The 20356-nt window shown below is 57.5% G+C and carries 18 protein-coding genes; 8 read left to right on the forward strand and 10 right to left on the reverse strand.

The genetic code is table 11. The features are described 5' to 3' along the window. Window positions 1-41: 41 nt before the first annotated feature. On the reverse strand, window positions 42-380 hold the full coding sequence (locus QZ725_RS04160; protein ID WP_293776497.1) for a P-II family nitrogen regulator: 339 nt from the start codon (window positions 378-380) through the stop codon (window positions 42-44). A gap of 126 nt (window positions 381-506) precedes the next feature. Beyond that, window positions 507-2120 carry an NAD+ synthase gene (locus QZ725_RS04165; RefSeq protein WP_293776500.1) on the reverse strand — a complete coding sequence of 538 codons (1614 nt, stop codon included), beginning with the start codon at window positions 2118-2120 and terminating at the stop codon, window positions 507-509. 79 nt (window positions 2121-2199) lie between these two features. Between QZ725_RS04165 and QZ725_RS04170 the strand changes: the two genes are divergently transcribed. Further along, window positions 2200-3456, forward strand: coding sequence for a GNAT family N-acetyltransferase (locus QZ725_RS04170; protein WP_293776503.1), 1257 nt, complete (start codon window positions 2200-2202; stop codon window positions 3454-3456). Between the two features lie 82 nt (window positions 3457-3538). Then, window positions 3539-4573, forward strand: a complete 1035-nt coding sequence (locus QZ725_RS04175) for a serine/threonine-protein kinase (RefSeq protein WP_293776506.1) — start codon at window positions 3539-3541, stop codon at window positions 4571-4573. A gap of 97 nt (window positions 4574-4670) precedes the next feature. On the opposite strand, the gene ppa is transcribed toward QZ725_RS04175, so the two are convergent. The 5 genes from ppa to hemC form a co-directional block, all read right to left on the reverse strand. Next, complete coding sequence (ppa, locus tag QZ725_RS04180; protein ID WP_293776509.1) at window positions 4671-5207, reverse strand: inorganic diphosphatase; 537 nt, start codon at window positions 5205-5207, stop codon at window positions 4671-4673. A gap of 90 nt (window positions 5208-5297) precedes the next feature. Continuing rightward, window positions 5298-6494, reverse strand: coding sequence for a heme biosynthesis protein HemY (locus tag QZ725_RS04185; protein WP_293776512.1), 1197 nt, complete (start codon window positions 6492-6494; stop codon window positions 5298-5300). A 41-nt stretch (window positions 6495-6535) separates the two neighbouring features. After that, on the reverse strand, window positions 6536-7693 hold the full coding sequence (locus tag QZ725_RS04190; protein ID WP_293776515.1) for a uroporphyrinogen-III C-methyltransferase: 1158 nt from the start codon (window positions 7691-7693) through the stop codon (window positions 6536-6538). After that, window positions 7690-8463 carry a uroporphyrinogen-III synthase gene (locus tag QZ725_RS04195; RefSeq protein WP_293776518.1) on the reverse strand — a complete coding sequence of 258 codons (774 nt, stop codon included), beginning with the start codon at window positions 8461-8463 and terminating at the stop codon, window positions 7690-7692. The genes QZ725_RS04190 and QZ725_RS04195 overlap by 4 nt, the downstream gene beginning before the upstream one ends. Further along, window positions 8456-9409 (reverse strand): hydroxymethylbilane synthase, encoded by a 954-nt coding sequence (gene hemC / locus QZ725_RS04200; protein WP_293776521.1) that lies wholly within the window; start codon window positions 9407-9409, stop codon window positions 8456-8458. Before hemC ends, QZ725_RS04195 begins: the two co-directional genes overlap by 8 nt. A 198-nt stretch (window positions 9410-9607) precedes the next feature. Here hemC and ppc point away from each other — a divergent pair, with 198 nt between their 5' ends. Both ppc and QZ725_RS04210 read left to right on the forward strand, forming a co-directional pair. After that, the gene (gene ppc / locus QZ725_RS04205; RefSeq protein WP_293776523.1) at window positions 9608-12463 is read left to right on the forward strand and encodes a phosphoenolpyruvate carboxylase; all 2856 of its coding nucleotides are present in this window, start codon (window positions 9608-9610) and stop codon (window positions 12461-12463) included. Window positions 12464-12533: 70 nt separating this feature from the next. Continuing rightward, window positions 12534-13004 (forward strand): NUDIX domain-containing protein, encoded by a 471-nt coding sequence (locus QZ725_RS04210; protein WP_293776526.1) that lies wholly within the window; start codon window positions 12534-12536, stop codon window positions 13002-13004. 38 nt (window positions 13005-13042) lie between these two features. Here QZ725_RS04210 and QZ725_RS04215 read toward each other — a convergent pair whose 3' ends face one another. After that, window positions 13043-13834 carry a LytTR family DNA-binding domain-containing protein gene (locus QZ725_RS04215; RefSeq protein WP_293776529.1) on the reverse strand — a complete coding sequence of 264 codons (792 nt, stop codon included), beginning with the start codon at window positions 13832-13834 and terminating at the stop codon, window positions 13043-13045. Further along, window positions 13831-14874: a histidine kinase gene (locus tag QZ725_RS04220; RefSeq protein ID WP_293776531.1), complete on the reverse strand. Its 1044-nt coding sequence runs from the start codon at window positions 14872-14874 to the stop codon at window positions 13831-13833. Before QZ725_RS04220 ends, QZ725_RS04215 begins: the two co-directional genes overlap by 4 nt. Window positions 14875-14967: 93 nt before the next feature. Here QZ725_RS04220 and argH point away from each other — a divergent pair, with 93 nt between their 5' ends. Next, entirely contained in the window at window positions 14968-16362 is a 1395-nt protein-coding gene (argH, locus tag QZ725_RS04225) for an argininosuccinate lyase (RefSeq protein WP_293776534.1), read from the forward strand. Window positions 16363-16492: 130 nt separating this feature from the next. Here argH and pmbA read toward each other — a convergent pair whose 3' ends face one another. Continuing rightward, the gene (pmbA, locus tag QZ725_RS04230) at window positions 16493-17857 is read right to left on the reverse strand and encodes a metalloprotease PmbA (RefSeq protein WP_293776537.1); all 1365 of its coding nucleotides are present in this window, start codon (window positions 17855-17857) and stop codon (window positions 16493-16495) included. 84 nt (window positions 17858-17941) lie between these two features. Here pmbA and yjgA point away from each other — a divergent pair, with 84 nt between their 5' ends. From yjgA to QZ725_RS04245, 3 genes are read left to right on the forward strand one after another with little or no spacing between them, the layout of a single operon-like run. Next, a complete protein-coding gene (gene yjgA, locus QZ725_RS04235; protein ID WP_293776539.1) occupies window positions 17942-18541 on the forward strand; it encodes a ribosome biogenesis factor YjgA in 600 nt (199 codons plus the stop codon). Further along, window positions 18522-19136, forward strand: a complete 615-nt coding sequence (mog, locus tag QZ725_RS04240; RefSeq protein WP_293776542.1) for a molybdopterin adenylyltransferase — start codon at window positions 18522-18524, stop codon at window positions 19134-19136. Before yjgA ends, mog begins: the two co-directional genes overlap by 20 nt. A 36-nt stretch (window positions 19137-19172) precedes the next feature. Then, a complete protein-coding gene (locus QZ725_RS04245; protein WP_293776545.1) occupies window positions 19173-19835 on the forward strand; it encodes an alpha/beta hydrolase in 663 nt (220 codons plus the stop codon). The last annotated feature ends 521 nt before the right edge of the window (window positions 19836-20356 follow it).

Here is a 20356-nt window from a genome sequence, read left to right on the forward strand (position 1 = left end):
GTTGACTTTGCAGTCAACGCTCTTTTTCATGGAGAAACACCTTAAACGGCGTCGGCGCCGGTTTCGCCGGTACGGATACGAATTACCTGCTCAACTTCGCGCACGAAAATCTTGCCATCGCCGATCTTGCCGGTACGTGCTGCCTTGATGATGGCATCGACCGCCTGTTCCAGCACACTATCGTCCACCACAGCTTCTACCTTGATCTTCGGCAGAAAATCGACCACGTATTCTGCTCCGCGATACAGCTCGGTATGCCCTTTCTGGCGGCCGAAGCCCTTTACTTCAGTCACTGTCAGGCCGGTCACGCCAACTTCGGCCAGCGACTCACGCACTTCATCCAATTTGAATGGCTTGATAATGGCAGTAATTTGTTTCATCAATACTCCTTCGATAAATGCGTCTGGTATGGGTGTTTTGCTGAAATCGTTATGGCTGCATCTTGCGCACGATCTTTTTACTGCCCGTACGACCGCTGCATGCAGCAATCCGTATCCATTGTGCCATCAATCGCGGAATTTGGAAGTAATCGGATAACGCCAATCGCGTCCAAACGCACGATGCGTGATGCGAATGCCAACCGGCGACTGCCGACGCTTGTATTCGTTGATCTTGATCAGATGCGTGACACGGTTCACATCCGTCTCGGCATACCCTGCAGCAATGATCTCGGCGCGACTGTGATTCTCTTCCATGTAGAGCTGCATGATGCCGTCGAGAATGTCGTACTCGGGCAACGAATCCTGATCCGTCTGATCCGGCCGCAGTTCGGCCGAAGGCGCGCGCGTGAGGATGCGATCAGGAATGATGTCGGACACCGAATTGCGATAGGCGCACAAGCGATAAACCAGCGTCTTCGCAATGTCCTTGATGACCGCGAAACCACCCGCCATGTCGCCGTACAAGGTGCAATAGCCAACCGCCATTTCACTCTTATTGCCGGTTGTCAGGACAATCGAACCATACTTATTGGATAGCGCCATCATGATCGTGCCGCGTATGCGTGCCTGAATATTTTCTTCCGTGGTATCGATGGGCAAGCCTTTGAATTCCTCGGCCAGCGTGCGGTTGAAGGCATCAAAGCAATCACCAATCGAGATTTCGTCGTAACGCACACCGACACGCTTGACCATGTCACGCGAATCGATCATCGAAATATCGGCGGTGTAAGGAGAAGGCATCATGATGGCGCGCACCTTGTCCGCGCCCAGGGCATCGACGGCAATTGCCAGTACCAGCGCCGAATCGACGCCGCCCGACAGCCCCAGCAACGCGCCCGGGAATCCGTTCTTGCCAATGTAATCCCTTACGCCCAGCACCAGCGCCTGATAGACCTGCGCCTCGATCGACAATTCCTCGACGATGGCCGCATCGACCGGTTGCGCGCCCTGGAATTCGACGATGCGCAAGTCTTCCACGCAATGCTGCAAATGCGCACACACCGCACCACTTTGGTCGAGCACAAAGGAATTGCCATCGAAAATCAGCTCATCCTGCCCACCAACCAGATTGGCATACACCACGCTCATGCCTTGTGCACAAACGTTTTCACGCATCGTATGCACACGCAAATGCTGCTTGTTCAGATGAAAAGGCGAACCGTTTGGCACCAGCAGCACTTGCACACCGGCAGCCGCGGCAGCCGCAGGCGCACGATTGAACCAGGTGTCTTCACAAATATTGATGCCGAAGCGCACGCCCTTGACGTCGAACGCCAACGGCTGGTCATCCGTATCGAAATAGCGCTTCTCGTCGAACACCGTGGCATTGGGCAGCTCCCGCTTGCAGTAGGTACCGGCGATCACGCCATTGAGCAGCACGGACGACGCATTGAAATGCTGCACGCCCTGCGCAAACGGATGACCGACGATCACGTGCACATCCTTCAGCGCACCGAGCTCCGCCGCCAAGGCGGACAACGCGTCGGCAGATTTTGCGTAGAATGATTCGCGCAACAGCAAATCCTCGGGCGGATATCCGACAAGAGACAACTCCGGCGTCAGAACGATATCGGCACCCTGCTCTGCCGCACGACGTGCAAAGTCGGCGATTTTCTTGCTGTTGCCGGCGAGATCGCCGACGGTGCTGTTGATTTGGGCAATGGCAACTTTAACGGTCATGGCATGAATCCGCATCGGCAGCGCGTGGTGAGCAATCTTGAACAACCATCTGCGTTGCGATACTTACAGAATGAATCGAATGAGTCGGGACGAATCCAGCGCAAACCAGGCGGACAATGACGGATCACATACCGAGCAACGGCAGCCACATGGGCAAGGAAACGACACTGCCCGGCATGAATCGGCCGGACATGAAATTGCAGAGCATTATCGCACGCGCATCGTCTCCTCTCTATCGGAAATCGGCCAAGCTGTCTGGGATGAACTCGTCGGTTTGCAGGCGGATGCCAACCCGTTTCTTTCTTTCGCCTTTCTGGATGCCTTGCACGAAAGCGGCAGTGCAGCCGCACAGTCCGGATGGCAACCGCAATTCGTCACCTTATGGCGCGACAAACAACTCATGGCTGCCATGCCGCTCTATGCGAAAGGCCATTCCTATGGCGAATATGTATTCGACTGGGCATGGGCCGATGCCTACGAACGCAACGGCCTGCGCTATTACCCCAAGCTGCTGTCCGCCATCCCGTTCACACCCGTCACCGGCGGTCGCCTGCTGGCGCGAGACGAAACCAGCCGTGAGGCATTGATTCGCACCTTGCAGGCACTGCAATCGGCCAACGATTTTTCCTCGACGCACATTCTCTATCCGCCGCAGGCACAGGCGCAGCAATTGCATGACGCCGGTTTTCTGTTGCGCAGCGGCGTGCAGTTCCACTGGCTCAATCCCGGTTACCGCCGCTTCGACGATTTTCTCGATACGCTGGAACGCAAGAAGCGCAAGAACATTCGTGCCGAACGCCGCAAAGTGCACGATGCCGATGTCCGCTTTCGTCACATCAGCGGACATCAAGCGACCGAAGCCGACTGGCAGTTCTTCAAGCGCTGCTACGACAATACCTACGCCGCACATCGCTCGACGCCATATCTGAATCTGGATTTTTTCCTGCGCATCGGTGCCACCATGCCGCAGAACATCCTGCTGATCGTGGCCGAACGCGAAGGGCAAGCCATCGCTTCTTCGTTGGTGATCCACGATGGCAAGACACTATATGGCCGCTACTGGGGTGCACTCACACATATCGATTGCCTGCACTTCGAGACGGCCTATTACCAGCCACTCGAATTCTGCATCGCCAACGGCCTGCGCTGTTTCGAAGGCGGCGCTCAGGGCGAACACAAGATGGCACGCGGCTTCCTGCCGCAACAGACGTGGTCGGCGCACTGGCTCGCCCATCCGGGATTCGCGCACGCCATCGAAGATTTCCTCACGCGAGAAACAGGCGGCATCCTTGCCTACATCGACGAACTCAACGAGCACAATCCCTTCAAGCGTTAAATCCGCGACACAGTTGTCACGGGCAACGATTTAACCTTTAAATATTGCCATAAGGAAATTACTTAGGCATGCTGACGCCACCATGTCCGCTTCGCCACATCGCATCACTTCCAGCAACGATCTTCCCGTCCGCCTCGGTCGCTTCATCATCCGTGAAGAACTCGGTCGCGGTTCGCTCGGCATTGTCTATCTGGCGCATGATCCCGTCATCGACAGGCTAGTTGCCATCAAGACCTTGCGCCCTCGCCTGGGCCACACGGAACGTCAGCTCTACGAAGAGCAATTCATCAACGAAGCACGTGCCGCCGGGCAGTTATCGCACGCAAACATTGTGGTGATCCACGATATTGGCAGCGAAGGTTCGACACCATTCATGGCGATGGAATATCTGCATGGTCGCGAGATCAGCAAGATGCTCGAGGATGGCGAACGCTTCACGCCAGACGATGTGGCATCGATCGGCTGGAAAATTGCCGATGCGCTCGACCATGCACACCAGCACGGCGTCGTGCATCGCGATGTCAAGCCGGCCAATATCTTTCTGGTGGACGATCATCAGCCCAAGATCATGGATTTCGGCATTGCCCGCATTCCCAATCGCCTGAGCGAAACACCGGCAAAAGGCGAAGCCACACCGACGCTATTTCACGACAACCTGCTCGGCACACCCCACTACATGTCGCCCGAACAGGCCAATGGGCAAGCCGTGGATCCGCGTACCGACATCTATTCGCTCGGTGCAGTCATGTTTGAAATGCTGACCGGGCACAAACCCTTTGAAGCATCCGACACCGAAAAACTGCTGCAACAGATCACCAGCCGACGCATGCTGGCGCCGCACAAGCTGGCGTCGGATGTCCCATTGGCACTGTCGCGCATCGTCAGCAAGGCCATGCATCGGGATCCCGAAAAGCGCTATCAGCGCGCAGCCGAAATGGCATTGGATATCAAGCGCCACCTGACGCTGGCTCGGCGCGAACAACGTCGCCTGCCAACGGATGAAGAAACATCCGCCATTGTCGAAACACGTCGCCCGGCACTGCTGTGGCCCTTGATCGGCCTGGCCTGCGCAGCCGCCATGATCGTCTATGCCAGATGGCCCATGCTGGGCAGGTAACGGGTCAACTGTGATTGAAAAAATGCGCTTCAGCCAAACGCGTTGCCCATGAAAAAAGCGCACCGAAGTGCGCTTTTTTACTGCAGGTATGAACAGATCAGGCCTTGGTTTTTTCGTAGGCTGCAGCGCCTGCCAGGATTTCTGCCTTGGCATCATCGGCCGAACCCCAGCCGTCAACCTTGACCCATTTGCCTTTTTCCAGATCCTTGTAATGCTCGAAGAAGTGTTGAATCTGGTTCACCAGGAAAGTGCCGGCATCTTCCGGCTTTTGCCATTCCTTGTAGATCGGGATCAGCTTGTCGACAGGCACAGCCAGCAATTTGGCATCGGTACCGGCTTCATCCGTCATGTTCAGGACGCCAATGGTACGGCAGCGAACGACCACGCCCGGTTGCAGCGGGAAAGGCGTGACGACCAATACATCGACCGGATCGCCGTCATCCGACAGCGTGTTCGGGATATAGCCGTAGTTGCATGGATAGTGCATGGCCGTGCTCATGAAGCGATCGACGAAGATCGCGCCGGATTCCTTGTCTACTTCGTATTTGACGGGTTCGCCATTCATCGGGATTTCGATGATGACGTTGAAATCGTTTGGCAGATCCTTGCCGGCAGGTACGTTGTTCAGACTCATGGTGATTTCTCAATAGATGGATGGTAATGCGAACGCGTGATTATAGCGGCAACGGCGGCCTTCGATCGGGCAGCCAGCCCCGATCCCCTCTCAGCCGACTGTTGCCAACGCGCACAAGCGATAGTGTTCGGCAGCGCGCTCGGGCTGGCTCAGCCCTTCGTGCAGTTGTGCCAGCTTCAGATGAATTTCCTGCAGCAGGCGTGGATTCGACGTATCGGACAGCGCCTGTTCCAGATGGCGCTGTGCCTTGCCCCACAACTGTTGCTGCAGGCAGAGGGTGCCGAGCGTGACTTCCAGTTCTGAATCGGCCGGATGCTGGCGGCACCATTCTTCGCAACGCTCTATCTGCGCGACCAGTGCCGGCGTGCCTTTTTCGGCAGCTGCAGCCCGATACGGCCGCAACAAGCGGTCATCCCATTCTGCGGCCATCGCCTTTTCGACAATGGTGCGTGCACCATCATGCAAACCGCGCAGATTGAAGGCATGTGCAGCACGCAATGCGACATACGGCTTGATGCGATCTTCGGCCGGAATGGCAAACCACACATTACGAATCGATTCCGCATCGTTAGCCGGATTGCGCAACAGGTCTTCATAAGCCATTTCACGCAGACGCATTGACAAGGCCGGATGCAGGGCGTTGTTCTTGTCCAGCGTTTTGACCAGGCGCAGCACTTCATGCCAGTTGTTGGCACGCTGGTTGGCCTTGAGCGCCATGCGCAAGGCATGGATATGGCGCGTGCCGTTGGCGTTGAGTTCATCGACGACCTTGAGCGCCAGTTCCGGCTGACGCTCATCGACCAGCAATTCGATGGCCGTCATCAAGCGTGCGCTTTTGAGCGACTCGTCGTTTTCAACCGTGGCAAGCCAGGTATCGCGGCGTTCGGTCTGCTGCATGCGATGGGCAGCGCGGGCGGCAATCAGGGCTGCCAGTCCGGCATTGTCCGGCGATTCGCTGGCACGCATGGCGGCTTTCTCCGCATGACCGAAACGCCCTTCGAAGTAATACTTGAGCGCTTCACGCAGCGACTGATTGCCCTTGCGTTCGAGCTTGTCGCGACGATAGGCAGCAACACGACCGGGCAGACGTTGTGCCACACGGATCGTCTTCAACACGGCATAGATGACGAAGAACAGCAGGATCGCCAGCAGAATGAAGAAATTCAGCGACAGATCGATGCGATACGGTGGGTAAAAGAAAACCACATTGCCCACGTTGTAGTGCGCCGCCACGGCGATGCCGATGGCGGAAGCAAACAGGGCGAGAATCCAGAGAAAAAGACGCATGGGCGAGAATCAGGTTGGCGATGGCAGATTGGCGCGAGGCATCAGCGTGCCTTGAAGTTGCGCACGGCATTCAGGCTTTCCGACAGCGTCGGCATTTCGATTGCCAGATTGCTCGATTGCACCTGCTTGAGGATGGCTTGCGCCGTCTGCGTCTGCTTGGCGCGCGTATCGAAATAACGGGCGATGCTGTCCTGTGCCGCCACCATGTCGCTACGGAAGGCGCTTTCGTTACGCGACAGCAGCGCCAGGCGTGCATTGAGCAATCGCAGCTTCAGATTTTCGCGTGCGTAGTAAGCCTGGCTCGGCGCGATCAGCAACGCATCGTCGTTATCCACAGTGCGAATGCGCACGAGCTGCCGTATGTCGCTCCACATTTCGCTCGACCAGCTATCCCAGCGCGCTTTCCACACCGCCGTCCATTCTTCTGCAGCAGGTTCATCCGTTGCCGCAGCGCCTGGTTTGGCCGCACGCTTCACTACCGGACGATTCTTCGGTTCGGCGGCTGCCTGAGCCGGGTGCTCATCAGCCAGCAAGGGCATGCGGTCGATCTGACCAATCACGCTGTCGATGCGCAGTGCGATGCCCGTCAGATCCAGATTCGGCAAGGCTTTCAGACGCTCGATGTCGTTTGCGATGGCGCGACGAATCTTGACGAATTGCGGCGTATCGGCACGCGCCAGGCGGGCGTCCGCATTTTGCAACGCGATCAAGGCACCGGAAACATTGCCGGCAAGTTGCAATTGCTGGCTCGCAGTGGAAAGTACCTGCTCAATCTCGGCCAGTGCCCAGTCGTCGCGTCGCTTGAACAAGTCTTGATACAGTTGCTCGAGCGCGAGTTGCTGGCTCTGCGCCTCCATCTGCTTGCTTTCGATCACGCTGACCTTGCCCTGCACTTCGGTCACGGCTTCCTGCACCGACTTGGCGATGATCTTGGTTTCGTTGCTGACTTCATCGCCGCTCTGCATGCGCTTGGCGACTTCGGTACGTAATGAAGTCAATTCCTGGTGCGAGTACCACCATTGCGCGCCGAGCAAGCCTGCCAGCACGATGACACAACCGAACAGCACAGCCTGACCGCCTCCGCCCGAACGACGTGGCGGTGTGCTGGAAGCTGGTGCAGCAGCAGGCTGGCTGACATTGCCGGCTTCGTTGGTCGGCTGCGGATGAGTGTTTTCCGGGGAATTCTGCATGTCGTTCATGAAAGGGATTGTAACGCGGCAATCAGGCCATCGTCGCCCGATCTGCTCTGATGTACGTGGGAGAAACCGAGAGAACGCGCCGTATCCGCGATGCGTATGTGCGGAACGATCAATCGTTGCTGTTGCATTTTTGCCACTCCCTGCGCATCGTCGAGTCGCGCAACCATCTGCTCCAGAAACCGTAATGCTTCCGAGCTGGTCACGATCCAGTCGTTCTGACTGTCGAGCAAGCATCGAAGTTCTTGCCGACGTTCTGCCGTCCATTCCGGCGCGGTGCGACGATAGGCTGCCACCGGCGTCACGCGCACGCCCGCAGCACGCAAGGTGTCGCCCAGCAACTCACGCCCGGTTTCACCGCGAACGATCAGCACTTCGCGTCCACGCAAGGCAGCGAGATCCAGTTCTTCGAGCAAGGTTTCGGAATCGGTACGTTCGAGATTGCGCGGCGAATAGATGGTGCAACGCTCTGCAGTCAGCCCATGCCGCGCCAGTGCGGCCCGACTGCCCTCGCCTACCACGGCCAGCGGCACATCGAACGGCCAGTCGGGCCGCACTGCCAGCGCCGCATCGATCGCATTCGGACTGACAAAGGCAACCAGTGCATAGCGCTCCAGTTCGGCCAGTGCCTTGTGCAAGATCGTCGTGTCGGGCAAGGGCTGAATATCCAGCAAGGGAAACAGAACGGCCTGGCGGCCCAACGCCGTCACACGTGCCGCAAGCTCATGGGCCTGCGCCAAGGGACGCGTGACGACGACCAGAGGCTCAGTCATCCTCGCCGGCATCCGCCTTGCAGGCGGCAAGAATGGCTTCGGCGCCCTGCTCGCGCAAGGCAACGGCAACCTGCTCGCCCAATGCTTCGGGCGCATCAGCGGCACCTTGTCGATCGACTTGTGCAATCTGTTTGCCATCCGGCGTGGCGATCATGGCGCGCAGACGCATCGTGCCACCGTCGATGGTTGCGTAGGCGGCCAGGGGAATCTGGCAACTGCCACCGAAGTTGCGCGAAACCGTGCGCTCGGCCTGCACGGTACGTGCGCTGAGATCGTCGTTAAGCGGCGCCAGCCATTCAACCAGTTCCTCGCGATTGCCGGCAATTTCGATCGCCATTGCGCCCTGGCCCGGTGCAGGCAGGCTCAGCTCGGGCGGCAGAAAAGCGCGGATGCGCGATTCCATGCGCAGGCGCTTGAGACCGGCTGCCGCCAGAATAATGGCCGCATAATCGCCGTTATCGAGCTTGCCGAGTCGGGTATCGAGATTGCCGCGCAAGGGGCGAATCTCAAGATGCGGATAACGTGCCGCGATCAGCGATTGCCGACGCAAGCTGCTGGTACCCACGACGGCACCGGCCGGCAATGCATCCAGCGAAGCATAGTGGTTGGAAACGAAGGCATCGCGCGGATCTTCCCGTTCCAGCACGCCAGCAAGGCGAAAACCTTCCGGCAGAAACATCGGCACATCCTTGAGCGAATGCACGGCCAAATCGGCACGCTGCTCGGCGATGGCAACTTCGAGCTCCTTGACGAACAAGCCCTTGCCGCCCACCTTGGACAAGGCGCGATCCAGAATACGATCGCCGCGTGTGGTCATGCCAAGGATTTCAATCGAACACTGCGGATATAATAGGGCCAATTTTTCGCGGACATGTTCGGCCTGCCACATGGCGAGCCGGCTTTCGCGCGAGGCGATGATCAGTTTTTTCGGTGGCGGGAATTTCAAATCGGCGGCTTTCGTTCTTGTTCGGAGGTGTCGATGGACTTGGCATCATTCTGGCTTCAGCATAATGTCGTTCGCGACCGTGCCGTTTGCGCAGGATCAAGCGATACTCTCGTCCAACCGCAAAATCTTATCACGCACGCGTTGCGCAAAACCTGTATCGCCTGATTCATCATCAACAAGAAGACTGCACACTTCCCTATGGCCAAACAAGCTTCCAAGACGCCCGCGCGCGCATCCGTTCGTTCGACCTCGCCTACTCCGAAAAAAGATGCACCGCTGAAGGAAGACATTCGTCTGCTCGGCCGTCTGCTCGGCGACGTGCTGCGCGATCAGGAAGGCGACGCCATGTTCGAAACGGTCGAAACCATTCGCCAGACTGCCGTGCGCTTCCGTCGCGAAGCCGATGTCGAAGCCGGCGCGGCGCTGAACAAGCTGCTCAAGAAGCTCGACCGCGAGGAAACCGTCACCGTCGTGCGCGCGTTCTCCTACTTCTCGCATCTGGCCAACATCGCTGAAGATCAGCATCAGCATCGCTGCCGCCGCGACAGCCTGCTGGCCAGCGACAAGCCCGAAGAAGGCAGCGTTGCCGCTGCGCTTGAAAAACTCGACAACGCCGGCGTCAATGGTGCGACGGTACGCAAGTTCTTCCGCGAAGCCCTGATTTCGCCGGTGCTGACCGCGCATCCAACCGAAGTGCAACGCAAGAGCATTCTGGATGCCGAAAACGAAATCGCCCGCCTGATCGCCGAACGCGATCTGCCGCTGACCAGCAAGGAACGCGCGCGCAACACGCAACTGCTGCATTCGCGCATCACCATGCTGTGGCAGACCCGCCTGCTGCGCTACACCAAACTGTCGGTGGCCGATGAAGTCAACAACGCGCTGTCCTACTATCGCCTGACCTTCCTCAATGAACTGCCGGCGCTGTACGAAGATATCGAAGACGATATCGCCGCGCAGTTCCCGCAACGCGGTGCCGCCGCCGCAAACCGCGAATTGCCGAACTACGTGCAAATGGGTAGCTGGATCGGTGGTGACCGCGATGGCAATCCCAACGTCAATGCCGACACCATGCGCTACGCGCTGTCGCGCCAGTCGACGACCATTCTCTCGTTCTACCTCGAGCAAATTCACACGCTCGGTGCCGAACTGGCGATCTCGACCTTCCTCGCCGGCGTCAGCCCCGATCTGGGTCAGTTGGCAGATGCTTCGCCAGACACCTCCGACCATCGCTCGGACGAACAATATCGCCGTGCACTCATCTACATCTACGCACGTCTGGCAGCCACCGCTCGCTCGCTCGGTGCCACGCATCTGATGCGTCCCGAAGTCGGTCCGGCACCGGCTTATGTATCGGCCAATGAGTTCGTTGCCGATCTCGATGTACTGGTCGATTCGCTGAAATCGCATCACGGTGCCGCGCTCGTCAAACCACGCTTGGCGAAGCTGCGCCGTGCCGGTGAAATTTTCGGTTTCCATCTGGCGACGCTGGACATGCGTCAAAGCTCGGACGTGCACGAACGCACGCTCACCGAGCTGTTCGCGCGTGCACAAGTCGAAGCCGATTACAGTGCATTGTCGGAAGAAGAAAAGATCGCCCTGCTGCTGGCCGAACTCGACAAGCCGCGCCTGCTCTACTCGCCCTACATCGATTACACCGAGGATACGGTTTCCGAACTCGCGATCATGCGTGCCGCCGGCGAGATTCGCCAGCGCTTCGGTTCGCGTGCGATTCGCAACTACATCATCTCGCACACGGAAACCGTCTCCGATCTGCTGGAAGTTTTGCTGCTGCAACGCGAAACCGGCCTGCTGCGTGCCGACGATGAAAAAGCCTCGGTTGGCGATGTCGAACTGATGGTCATCCCGCTGTTCGAGACCATTCCCGATCTGCGCCTGGCACCGACCATCATGGAACAGCTGATCGCGATTCCGCAGGTACGCAAGCTGATCGCCAAACAGGGCGATCTGCAGGAAGTCATGCTCGGCTATTCGGACTCCAACAAGGATGGTGGCTTCCTGACTTCCAACTGGGAGCTGTACAAGGCCGAAACCCGTCTGGTGGAAGTATTCAACAATGCCGGCGTCAAGCTGCGCCTGTTCCACGGCCGTGGCGGCACCGTCGGTCGCGGCGGCGGCCCGAGCTACGATGCGATTCTCGCACAACCACCGGGCACCGTGAACGGCCAGATCCGTCTGACCGAACAGGGCGAAATCATCGCCTCCAAATTTTCCAACCCGGAAATCGGTCGTCGCAATCTCGAACTGCTGGTTGCTGCCACGCTGGAAGCCAGCCTGACCCCGCTGCCATCCACCCGCGGCGATGTGCGCAAGCTCGCCACCTTCGAAACCGTGATGGCCGAACTGTCGGAACTGGCATACAAGGCCTACCGCAACCTGGTCTATGAAACCCCGGGCTTTACCGACTATTTCTTCTCGTCGACGCCAATCAAGGAAATCGCCGAACTCAACATCGGTTCGCGCCCTGCTTCGCGCAAGGCATCCCAGCGCATCGAAGATCTGCGAGCGATTCCATGGGGCTTTTCGTGGGGTCAGTGCCGCCTGCTGCTGCCGGGCTGGTACGGTTTTGGCAGCGCCATCGAACAATGGCTCAACGACGGTAACCAAAAGACCAAACGCCTGGCCACGCTCAAGTGCATGTACAAGGAATGGCCATTCTTTGCCACCTTGCTGTCGAACATGGACATGGTGCTATCAAAGACCGATCTGGCCGTCGCTTCGCGCTATTCGGAAATGGTGGCCGATCGCAAGCTGCGCAATGCGATCTTCAAACGCATCGTGTCCGAACACGAACGCGCTTCCAGCTACCTGACGCAAATCACCGGCCATCGCGAACGCCTTGCCAGCAACCCGCTGCTGCAACGCTCGATCAAGAACCGTTTTGCCTACCTCGACCCGCTCAATCACTTGCAGGTCGAACTCATCAAACGCCACCGCGCGCTGATGAAAGACGGCAAGATCGATGATCGTGTACGACGCGGGATTCAGTTGTCGATCAACGGGTTAGCGGCAGGATTGCGCAATACGGGTTGATCCAGCCATTCACACCATCCAAAAAAGGGAGCGCAAGCTCCCTTTTTGTTTTCCCTTCTTCATGCTCAAAATGATTTCCGTCGATATAGCAAACCATCGTTTTCAACTACGCGCTGCTGCCGTGTTCGTGCACGACAATCATGTTCTGCTGCATCGTATCGAAGGCGATGCCTTCTGGGCGCTGCCCGGTGGACGCGTGGAACCCGGCGAAGAAGCCTGCCATACGGTTGTGCGTGAAATGAAGGAAGAATTGAACGAATCGATCGTATGCAGCGAACTGCTTTATCTCGTTGAGAATTTCTTGCACTATGACAACAAACCCAATCATGAAATCGGGTTGTATTTTCTGACGCGCTTTGCGCCAGGATCCGCATGTCTCGATATATCGAGAACACATCGCGGCGTAGAGGGAGAGAAGAAACTGGAGTTCCGCTGGTTTTCCAGGGACGATCTGCACAACGTAGTGCTACATCCTGCTTTTTTACAAGCAGCCCTCGCTGCACCGGCACTACGCTTCCAACATGTCGTACAACAAGGTTAATAGGCATCTGCAAAGCTTCATGCAGAGAGGCAACTACCCTAGCGCACCAGACTTTTGACGACACTCCACTGCCTTCTGGAAATCGGCAATCGCTCCTGAATACCGCGCAGAATGACCTGCCACGCATCCTGCCCGCGTTCGGCATCATCGTCGTCACTCGCTTGCTGCGCGCGTTCGACGCCTGCAATCGCATCCTTGGCGACGAGCGCATTGCGATGCACACGAATGAAGCTGCTGGCAAGTTCCTGCTCTAGGGAAGAAAGCGAACCTTCGATCAAATATTCATGCTCGCGCGTGCGCAGGGTGATGTACTTCGCTTCTGCCTTGAGATAAATCACATCCCCTATCGGAACCAGAAGAACACGTCCCCGCTCCTGCACGGAAAAGTGTCGACGCGGACTTGGCATGCTTGTGCTGGCATTCCCGATCTCCTGCTTGTGTTGTCGTCCGGCGAGATGCAAGGTGCTCACGCGACGAATGGCTTCGGCCAGGCGCGTGGCACGTACAGGCTTGAGCAGATAATCGAATGCATGCACATCGAACGCCTTGAGTGCATATTCGTCGAATGCCGTGACGAAGATGATGGCTGGCGCATCTGGCATTGTCTGCTTGAGCTGCGCGGCCAGATCGATACCGGTCATGCCCGGCATTTGCACATCGAGCAGCACGATGTCCGGCTGCAATTCCGTAATCTGAGCCAGTGCCTGCTGCGCCTGCTCCGCTTCGCCGACGATTGCATGCGGGCATTCCTCTGCGACGTCAGACAGCAGCATCGTCAGTCGCGCCCGCGCTGGTGCTTCGTCATCGACGATGAATATACGCGGCTTCATGCCTCGCCTTTCTGAAAGGGAAACACCAGCCGCAACTCGAACACGCCGTCTTGCATCACGGTCGTCAGTTGCGCTTCGACGTCGTACAGCAAGGTCAGCCGTTCACGAATATTGTCCAGCGCCATGTGGTTGCCAACCGAGACGGCATCGGCGTGATAGGGATTGGTCATGACGATTTCAATGCGGTCGCGAATACGGGCGATGGTGATGCGAATGCAAGCTGCGTCTGGCGAAGGCTCGACACCGTAATGCACGGCATTTTCCAGCAGCGGTTGCAGCAGCAAGGCAGGCATGGCGGTTTGCTGCATTAGGGCATCGTCGGTCTGGATATCCCACGCGACCTGCAAGCGTTCGCCCAGCCGAATCTTTTCGATGGCGAGATACTGCTTGCCGATGCTCACTTCGTCGGCCAGCGTGGTGATGTCACGCGTGTCGCGCATCAAGACGCGAAACAGATCGGCCAGATCTTCCAGCGTATTTTCGGCGCGGCGTGGTTCGCTGCGAATCAGGGACAGCACAGCATTCAGACTGTTGAACAAAAAATGCGGTCGGATGCGCGCCTGCAATGCCTGCAAACGCGCCTCGGCCAGCGCGGGTGAAAAGGCGCGTGTACGCAGCTCAAAGTAATGCTGCAGCACAATACCGAACAGTGCCGCACCGGCCATGCCCTCTGCAACCGAAACGCGCGTCAGGCTGATCATGCCCGACGCATTGGCCAGAAAATAGTGAATGATCGCTCCGGTAATGGCTGCCGGCACCGCAGCGCAGGCCAGGCGCTGACACCACAAAGGCATGGTGCGAATCAGACGACGCATGCCACACAAGGCAAACAGCGAAGTCAGGCAAGCCAGCTCGATCAATAGCGAGGCTTCGACAAAGGCCGACAGCCCTGCCTGCAGCCCCGTCGCGGTTAACAGCATGACTGCCAGCACCACGCCGTTTACGAACAACAGCGCGCGCACCATGGTGCCGATATTGCAACAATCGGGAATGACGTTTTCGATCGGCGAGGCGGGAATCGGCTCAAACAGGCGCTGCATGACAAAAATGGACGAAGTTGAGGTGCATCGATGACGGCGGGTGGGTCTGGCGACAGCCTTGTTTTATAATCGCGTATTCATCAGGAAAGAACCATGACAGCACAACTCTCCAAAAAAAGCGAGGCCTGGTCGGCCCGTTTCAGCGAACCGGTCTCGGATCTGGTCAAGCGCTATACCGCATCGGTGTTTTTCGACAAGCGTCTGGCCGAAGTCGATATCCAGGGTTCGCTCGCCCACGCGGAGATGCTGGCGCATCAGAATATCATCAGCCAGGAAGACCACGCCGAAATCCGTCGCGGCATGACGCAAATCCAGCAGGAAATCGCCGCCGGTAAATTCGAGTGGCTGCTCGATCTGGAAGATGTGCATCTGAACATCGAGAAACGCCTGACCGAACTCGTCGGCGATGCGGGCAAGCGCCTGCACACGGGTCGTTCGCGCAACGATCAGGTGGCAACCGATATTCGCCTCTACATGCGCGGCGAGATCGATAACATCATCGGTCTGCTGCGCGATCTGCGCCTGGCCCTGCTCGATCTGGCCGAACAGCATGCCGATACGATCCTGCCCGGCTTTACCCATTTGCAGGTGGCACAACCGATCACTTTTGGCCATCACATCCTCGCTTACGTCGAAATGTTCGGTCGCGATGCCGAGCGCATGCAGGACGCCCGCAAGCGCGTCAATCGCCTACCGCTGGGCGCTGCGGCGCTGGCCGGCACGACTTTCCCCATCGATCGCGAACGCGTTGCCAAGACGCTCGGCTTCGAAGACGTTTGCCACAACTCGCTGGATGCGGTTTCGGATCGCGACTTCGCCATCGAATTCTGCGCGGCTGCAGCACTGGTGATGACGCACGTTTCGCGCATGTCGGAAGAACTCGTCATCTGGATGAGCCCGCGCGTCGGCTTCATCGACATCGCCGACCGCTTCTGCACCGGCTCGTCGATCATGCCGCAAAAGAAAAACCCGGACGTCCCGGAACTCGCCCGCGGCAAGACCGGCCGCGTCAACGGTCATCTGATCGCCCTGCTGACCCTGATGAAGGGTCAACCTTTGGCCTACAACAAGGACAATCAGGAAGACAAGGAACCGCTGTTCGATACCGTGGATACGGTAGTCGATACGCTGCGTATTTTCGCCGACATGGCGCGCGGCATTACCGTCAAACCCGAAGCCATGCGTTCGGCGGCCTTGCAGGGCTATGCGACAGCAACCGATCTGGCCGACTATCTGGTCAAGAAAGGCCTGCCTTTCCGCGATGCACACGAAGCCGTGGCACACGCCGTACGTGTTTGCGTCGACCGCAACTGCGACTTGTCGGATCTGACGCTGGAAGAAATGCGCGTGTTCTCGACGCTGATCGAAGCCGACATCTTTGACGTTCTGACACTCGAAGGTTCGGTGGCGGCGCGCAATCACATCGGCGGCACGGCACCGCAGCAAGTGCGGGCAGCGATTGCCCGCGTGCGTGCGTTGCTGGCATAAGCGATACGTAAAGTGGCAAACCGACTATCGCCAAACAGGTAGTCAACCATTTGCACGAAGGCAGCGCCTGTTGCCGACAACAAAAAAGGAGATGCCACGGCATCTCCTTTTTACATTCACACAAGCTGCATCAGCTACCGGCGATCGTCATGTTTTCGATCAAGATGGAACCGGTCTGCTTGGTACCGCGAACAAGCGTATCGGCACCGATGGCCACGATCTGCTGGAACATTTCCTTCATATTGCCGGCAATCGTGATCTCCTCGACCGGATACTGGATCACGCCATTCTCAACCCAGAAACCCGAAGCGCCACGCGAGTAATCGCCAGTCACATAATTGACGCCCTGCCCCATCAGTTCCGTCACCAGCAAGCCGGTACCGAGCTTGCGCAGCATGGCTTCGAAATTATCCGACTTCTTCGTCAGCGTCGAAGTCAGTGACAGATTGTGCGAGCCGCCCGCGTTGCCGGTGGTCTGCATGCCAAGCTTGCGCGCCGAGTATGTCGAGAGGAAATAGCCTTGCACGACACCGTCTTTCACCACATCGCGACGCGTAGTCTTGACGCCTTCTTCATCGAACGGCGAAGAACCAACGCCACCGATCACATGCGGGTCTTCCAGAATCTGGATGTGGGGAGCGAAGACAGACTGGCCGAGTGAGTCGAGCAGGAAGGTCGATTTACGGTACAACGCACCGCCGGACACCGCCTGTACGAACGCGCCGAGCAAGCCTGCCGCTAGTGGCGCTTCGAACAGTACAGGGCATTTGCGCGTGTCGAGCTTGCGCGCATTCAGGCGCGCCAGTGCGCGATGCGCGGCGTATTCACCGATGGCTTCAGGTTTGGCCAGTTTTTTCGGATCACGCATCGATGAATACCAATCGTCGCGCTGCATGTTGCTGCCCTTGCCAGCAATCGGCACCACCGAAATCGTGTGACGCGAATATGGATAGCCACCCATGAAACCGCGCGAATTGGCGGCAACGAAGTGCGATTGCTGTGCATACACGCCGACGCCGTCGCTGTTCGTGATGCGCTTGTCCACGGCGAATGCAGCGGCTTCGCCACGGCGTGCGAGTTCGACGGCTTCTTCGGCCGAAATCAGCCAGGGATAGTAAAGCTTCAAATCTTGAGGATTGCGTTCGAGCAAATCGTCATCCGGCAGACCGGCGCAATCATCTTCAGAGGTAAAACGGGCGATGTCATATGCGGCCTCGACGGTATCCTTGAGTGCCTGCTGCGAAAAATCGGAGGTACTGGCGTTGCCGCGACGAATCTGGCGTCCCTCACCCAGATACACGGTCACGCCAATGCCCTTGTCCTTGTTCTGCTCGATCGTTTCCACGCTCCCCTTGCGCACGGATACCGACAGCCCGCTACCTTCGCTGATTTCCACGGCGGCATCGGATGCACCTTTTTCCTTCGCATAACGCAAGACATCGCTTGCAAGCTGCTTCAACTGGTCCTGACTGTGGGTAAAAACGGAGTCGCTCATGAGGTGGTTTTCTTCGGGTAAGCCTGTAAAACAGTTATCATAGCAGTCGTTTCAAGAATGGCCCGAGTGCCACAGCAATCCATCATGCCAAATGCCAATCGCGGTTCCGTCGGTTTCAGCTCCAATGAATTCGAGCAGGAATACGAACGCCCTTCCAAATCCGAACTCAAGCGCCAGATGAGCGCCCTGCAAAAGCTGGGCGAAGAGCTGGTCGAACAACCACGCGACCGCGTCAAGCGCGTGCCCATGCCGGAAGATGTGCGTGAAGCTATCCTCGAATGCCAGCAGATCAAGGATCACGAAGGTCGCCGCCGCCAGATGCAGTACGTCGGCAAGAAAATGCGCTCGCTGGAAGAACACGAGATTGCAGAAATCCAGCGCGTCATCGATAGCTGGAAAGGCGCTTCCAAGGCAGAAACAGCGAACCTGCACGCCATTGAACGTCGCCGCGACAAGCTGCTGGCCGACGACAAGGTATTGACGCAACTGCTGGCCGATCATCCCGAACTCGATGCGCAGCAATTGCGCACGCTGATCCGCAATGCGCGCAAGGAACAGGCCGAGAACAAGCCGCCCAAAGCCTATCGCGAGATTTTCCAGATCCTGAAGCAATTGCATGCCAGTGCAGCAGCGGCGAAGAACAGCGACGAAGAACAGCAAGACGATGACGACGAACAATCCTGATCGCGCGCTCAAGATCGGCCTCGTATCGATCTCGGACCGCGCTTCGGCCGGCATCTATCAGGACGAAGGCTTGCCTGCTCTGCAAGCGTGGTTCACTGCCGCACTGACGAGCGCGTGGGAAATCGAAACTCGCCTGATTCCTGATGAACGTCCGGCGATCGAGCAGGCGCTGATCGAACTGGTGGATTACGCACGTTGCGACCTCGTCATCACCACCGGCGGCACCGGCCCATCGCGCCGCGATGTAACGCCCGAAGCGACACTAGCAGTCGCCACCAAGGAAATGCCGGGCTTCGGCGAACAGATGCGCCAGATCAGCCTGCAATTCGTGCCGACTGCGATCCTGTCGCGCCAGGTTGCCGTGATCCGCGAAACCGCCGATCACGCGGCACTGATCATGAATCTGCCGGGCCAGCCCAAGTCGATCAAGGAAACGCTGGAAGGCTTGAAAGACGCCGAAGGCAAGCAACTGGTCGGCGGCATCTTTGCGGCGGTGCCGTATTGCATCGATCTGATCGGCGGGCCGTACATCGAAACCAATGAAGCCGTCTGCAAAGGCTGGCGGCCCAAGCACGCAATCCGCACGCCCAAATAACTGTTTTCTTCCGATTTACTCACGTACTCAACGATCATGACCCTGCCTGCCGTCGAACTGCAAACCTCTCCCAATCCGACCGTTTCCATCATCTGGATGCATGGCCTCGGCGCCGATGGCAATGACTTCGTACCGATCGTCAAGGAACTGGATCTGGCCGGCTTGCCCGGCATTCGCTTTGTTTTCCCGCACGCGCCCATGCTGCCGGTAACGATTAACGGCGGCCGCATGATGCCAGCCTGGTACGACATCTGGGCAACGGAATTCGGCCGTGACGACGACGAACAAACCATTCGCGATTCGCAAAAGGAAATCGATGCGTTGATCGCGCGCGAGAACGAACGCGGTATTGCGACTGACAAAATCCTCATCGCCGGTTTCTCGCAAGGCTGTGCCATGACTTTGCAAACCGCCCTGCGCCATCCGCAAAAACTGGCCGGCCTGCTGTGCCTGTCCGGTTATCTGCCATTAGAATCCTCGTTCGAAACCGAACGTAGCGATGCCAACGAAAACACGCCGATCTACTATGCACACGGCATCGGCGATCAGGTGATCCCGATCACGCGCGCCAAGCAATCGCTGGCTGTGTTGCAGAAAGCAGGCTACGACGTGGAATGGCACGAGTACAACATGCCGCATTCGGTGTGCATGGAAGAGATCATTGATATCTCGAATTTCTTGAAGAAAGTACTGAAGTAATTTCTTCGGAAGACTTGGATCAAAAAGCACGCTTTCTGCGTGCTTTTTTTGTTTTTTGATTCTTGAGAAAATGGCCAACTTCAAGAATGGAGTTCCATGTGTTTACCAGGGGTGCCCCGGCCCGGCGGCCACTCGCTTTTCTTGTCTCGCCAAGAAAAGTAAGCAAAAGAAGGCGACCGTAACATCGCTGCCTTCCGGATTCCCAGTGCTGCAACGCAAGAAATGGGAAATACCCGAAACTCGCTTCGCTCAAACATCGGTCATTTCTAATCCATTTCTCACATCGCATCACTGGCAGCGCCAAGGCGGATGTCTATCCAATACATTGGCGCACGTATCTAACAATACAAAACCATCACTCTTCACTTCTTGCCTCTGCCAAGACCTTCAAATCCCGCTTGTACGCAGCCAATGATGGTCGATTCAAATCGGATCAGAAACGGGTGTGTTTGAGCACGCAGTGCGAGTGTCGTCCGTTTCCCGATTTGGATGGAACAGCGGCGGGAATCCGAAGGGCTGTG

Origin of the sequence: uncultured Oxalicibacterium sp. (assembly GCF_913776015.1) — a bacterium.
Lineage (GTDB): Bacteria > Pseudomonadota > Gammaproteobacteria > Burkholderiales > Burkholderiaceae_D > Oxalicibacterium.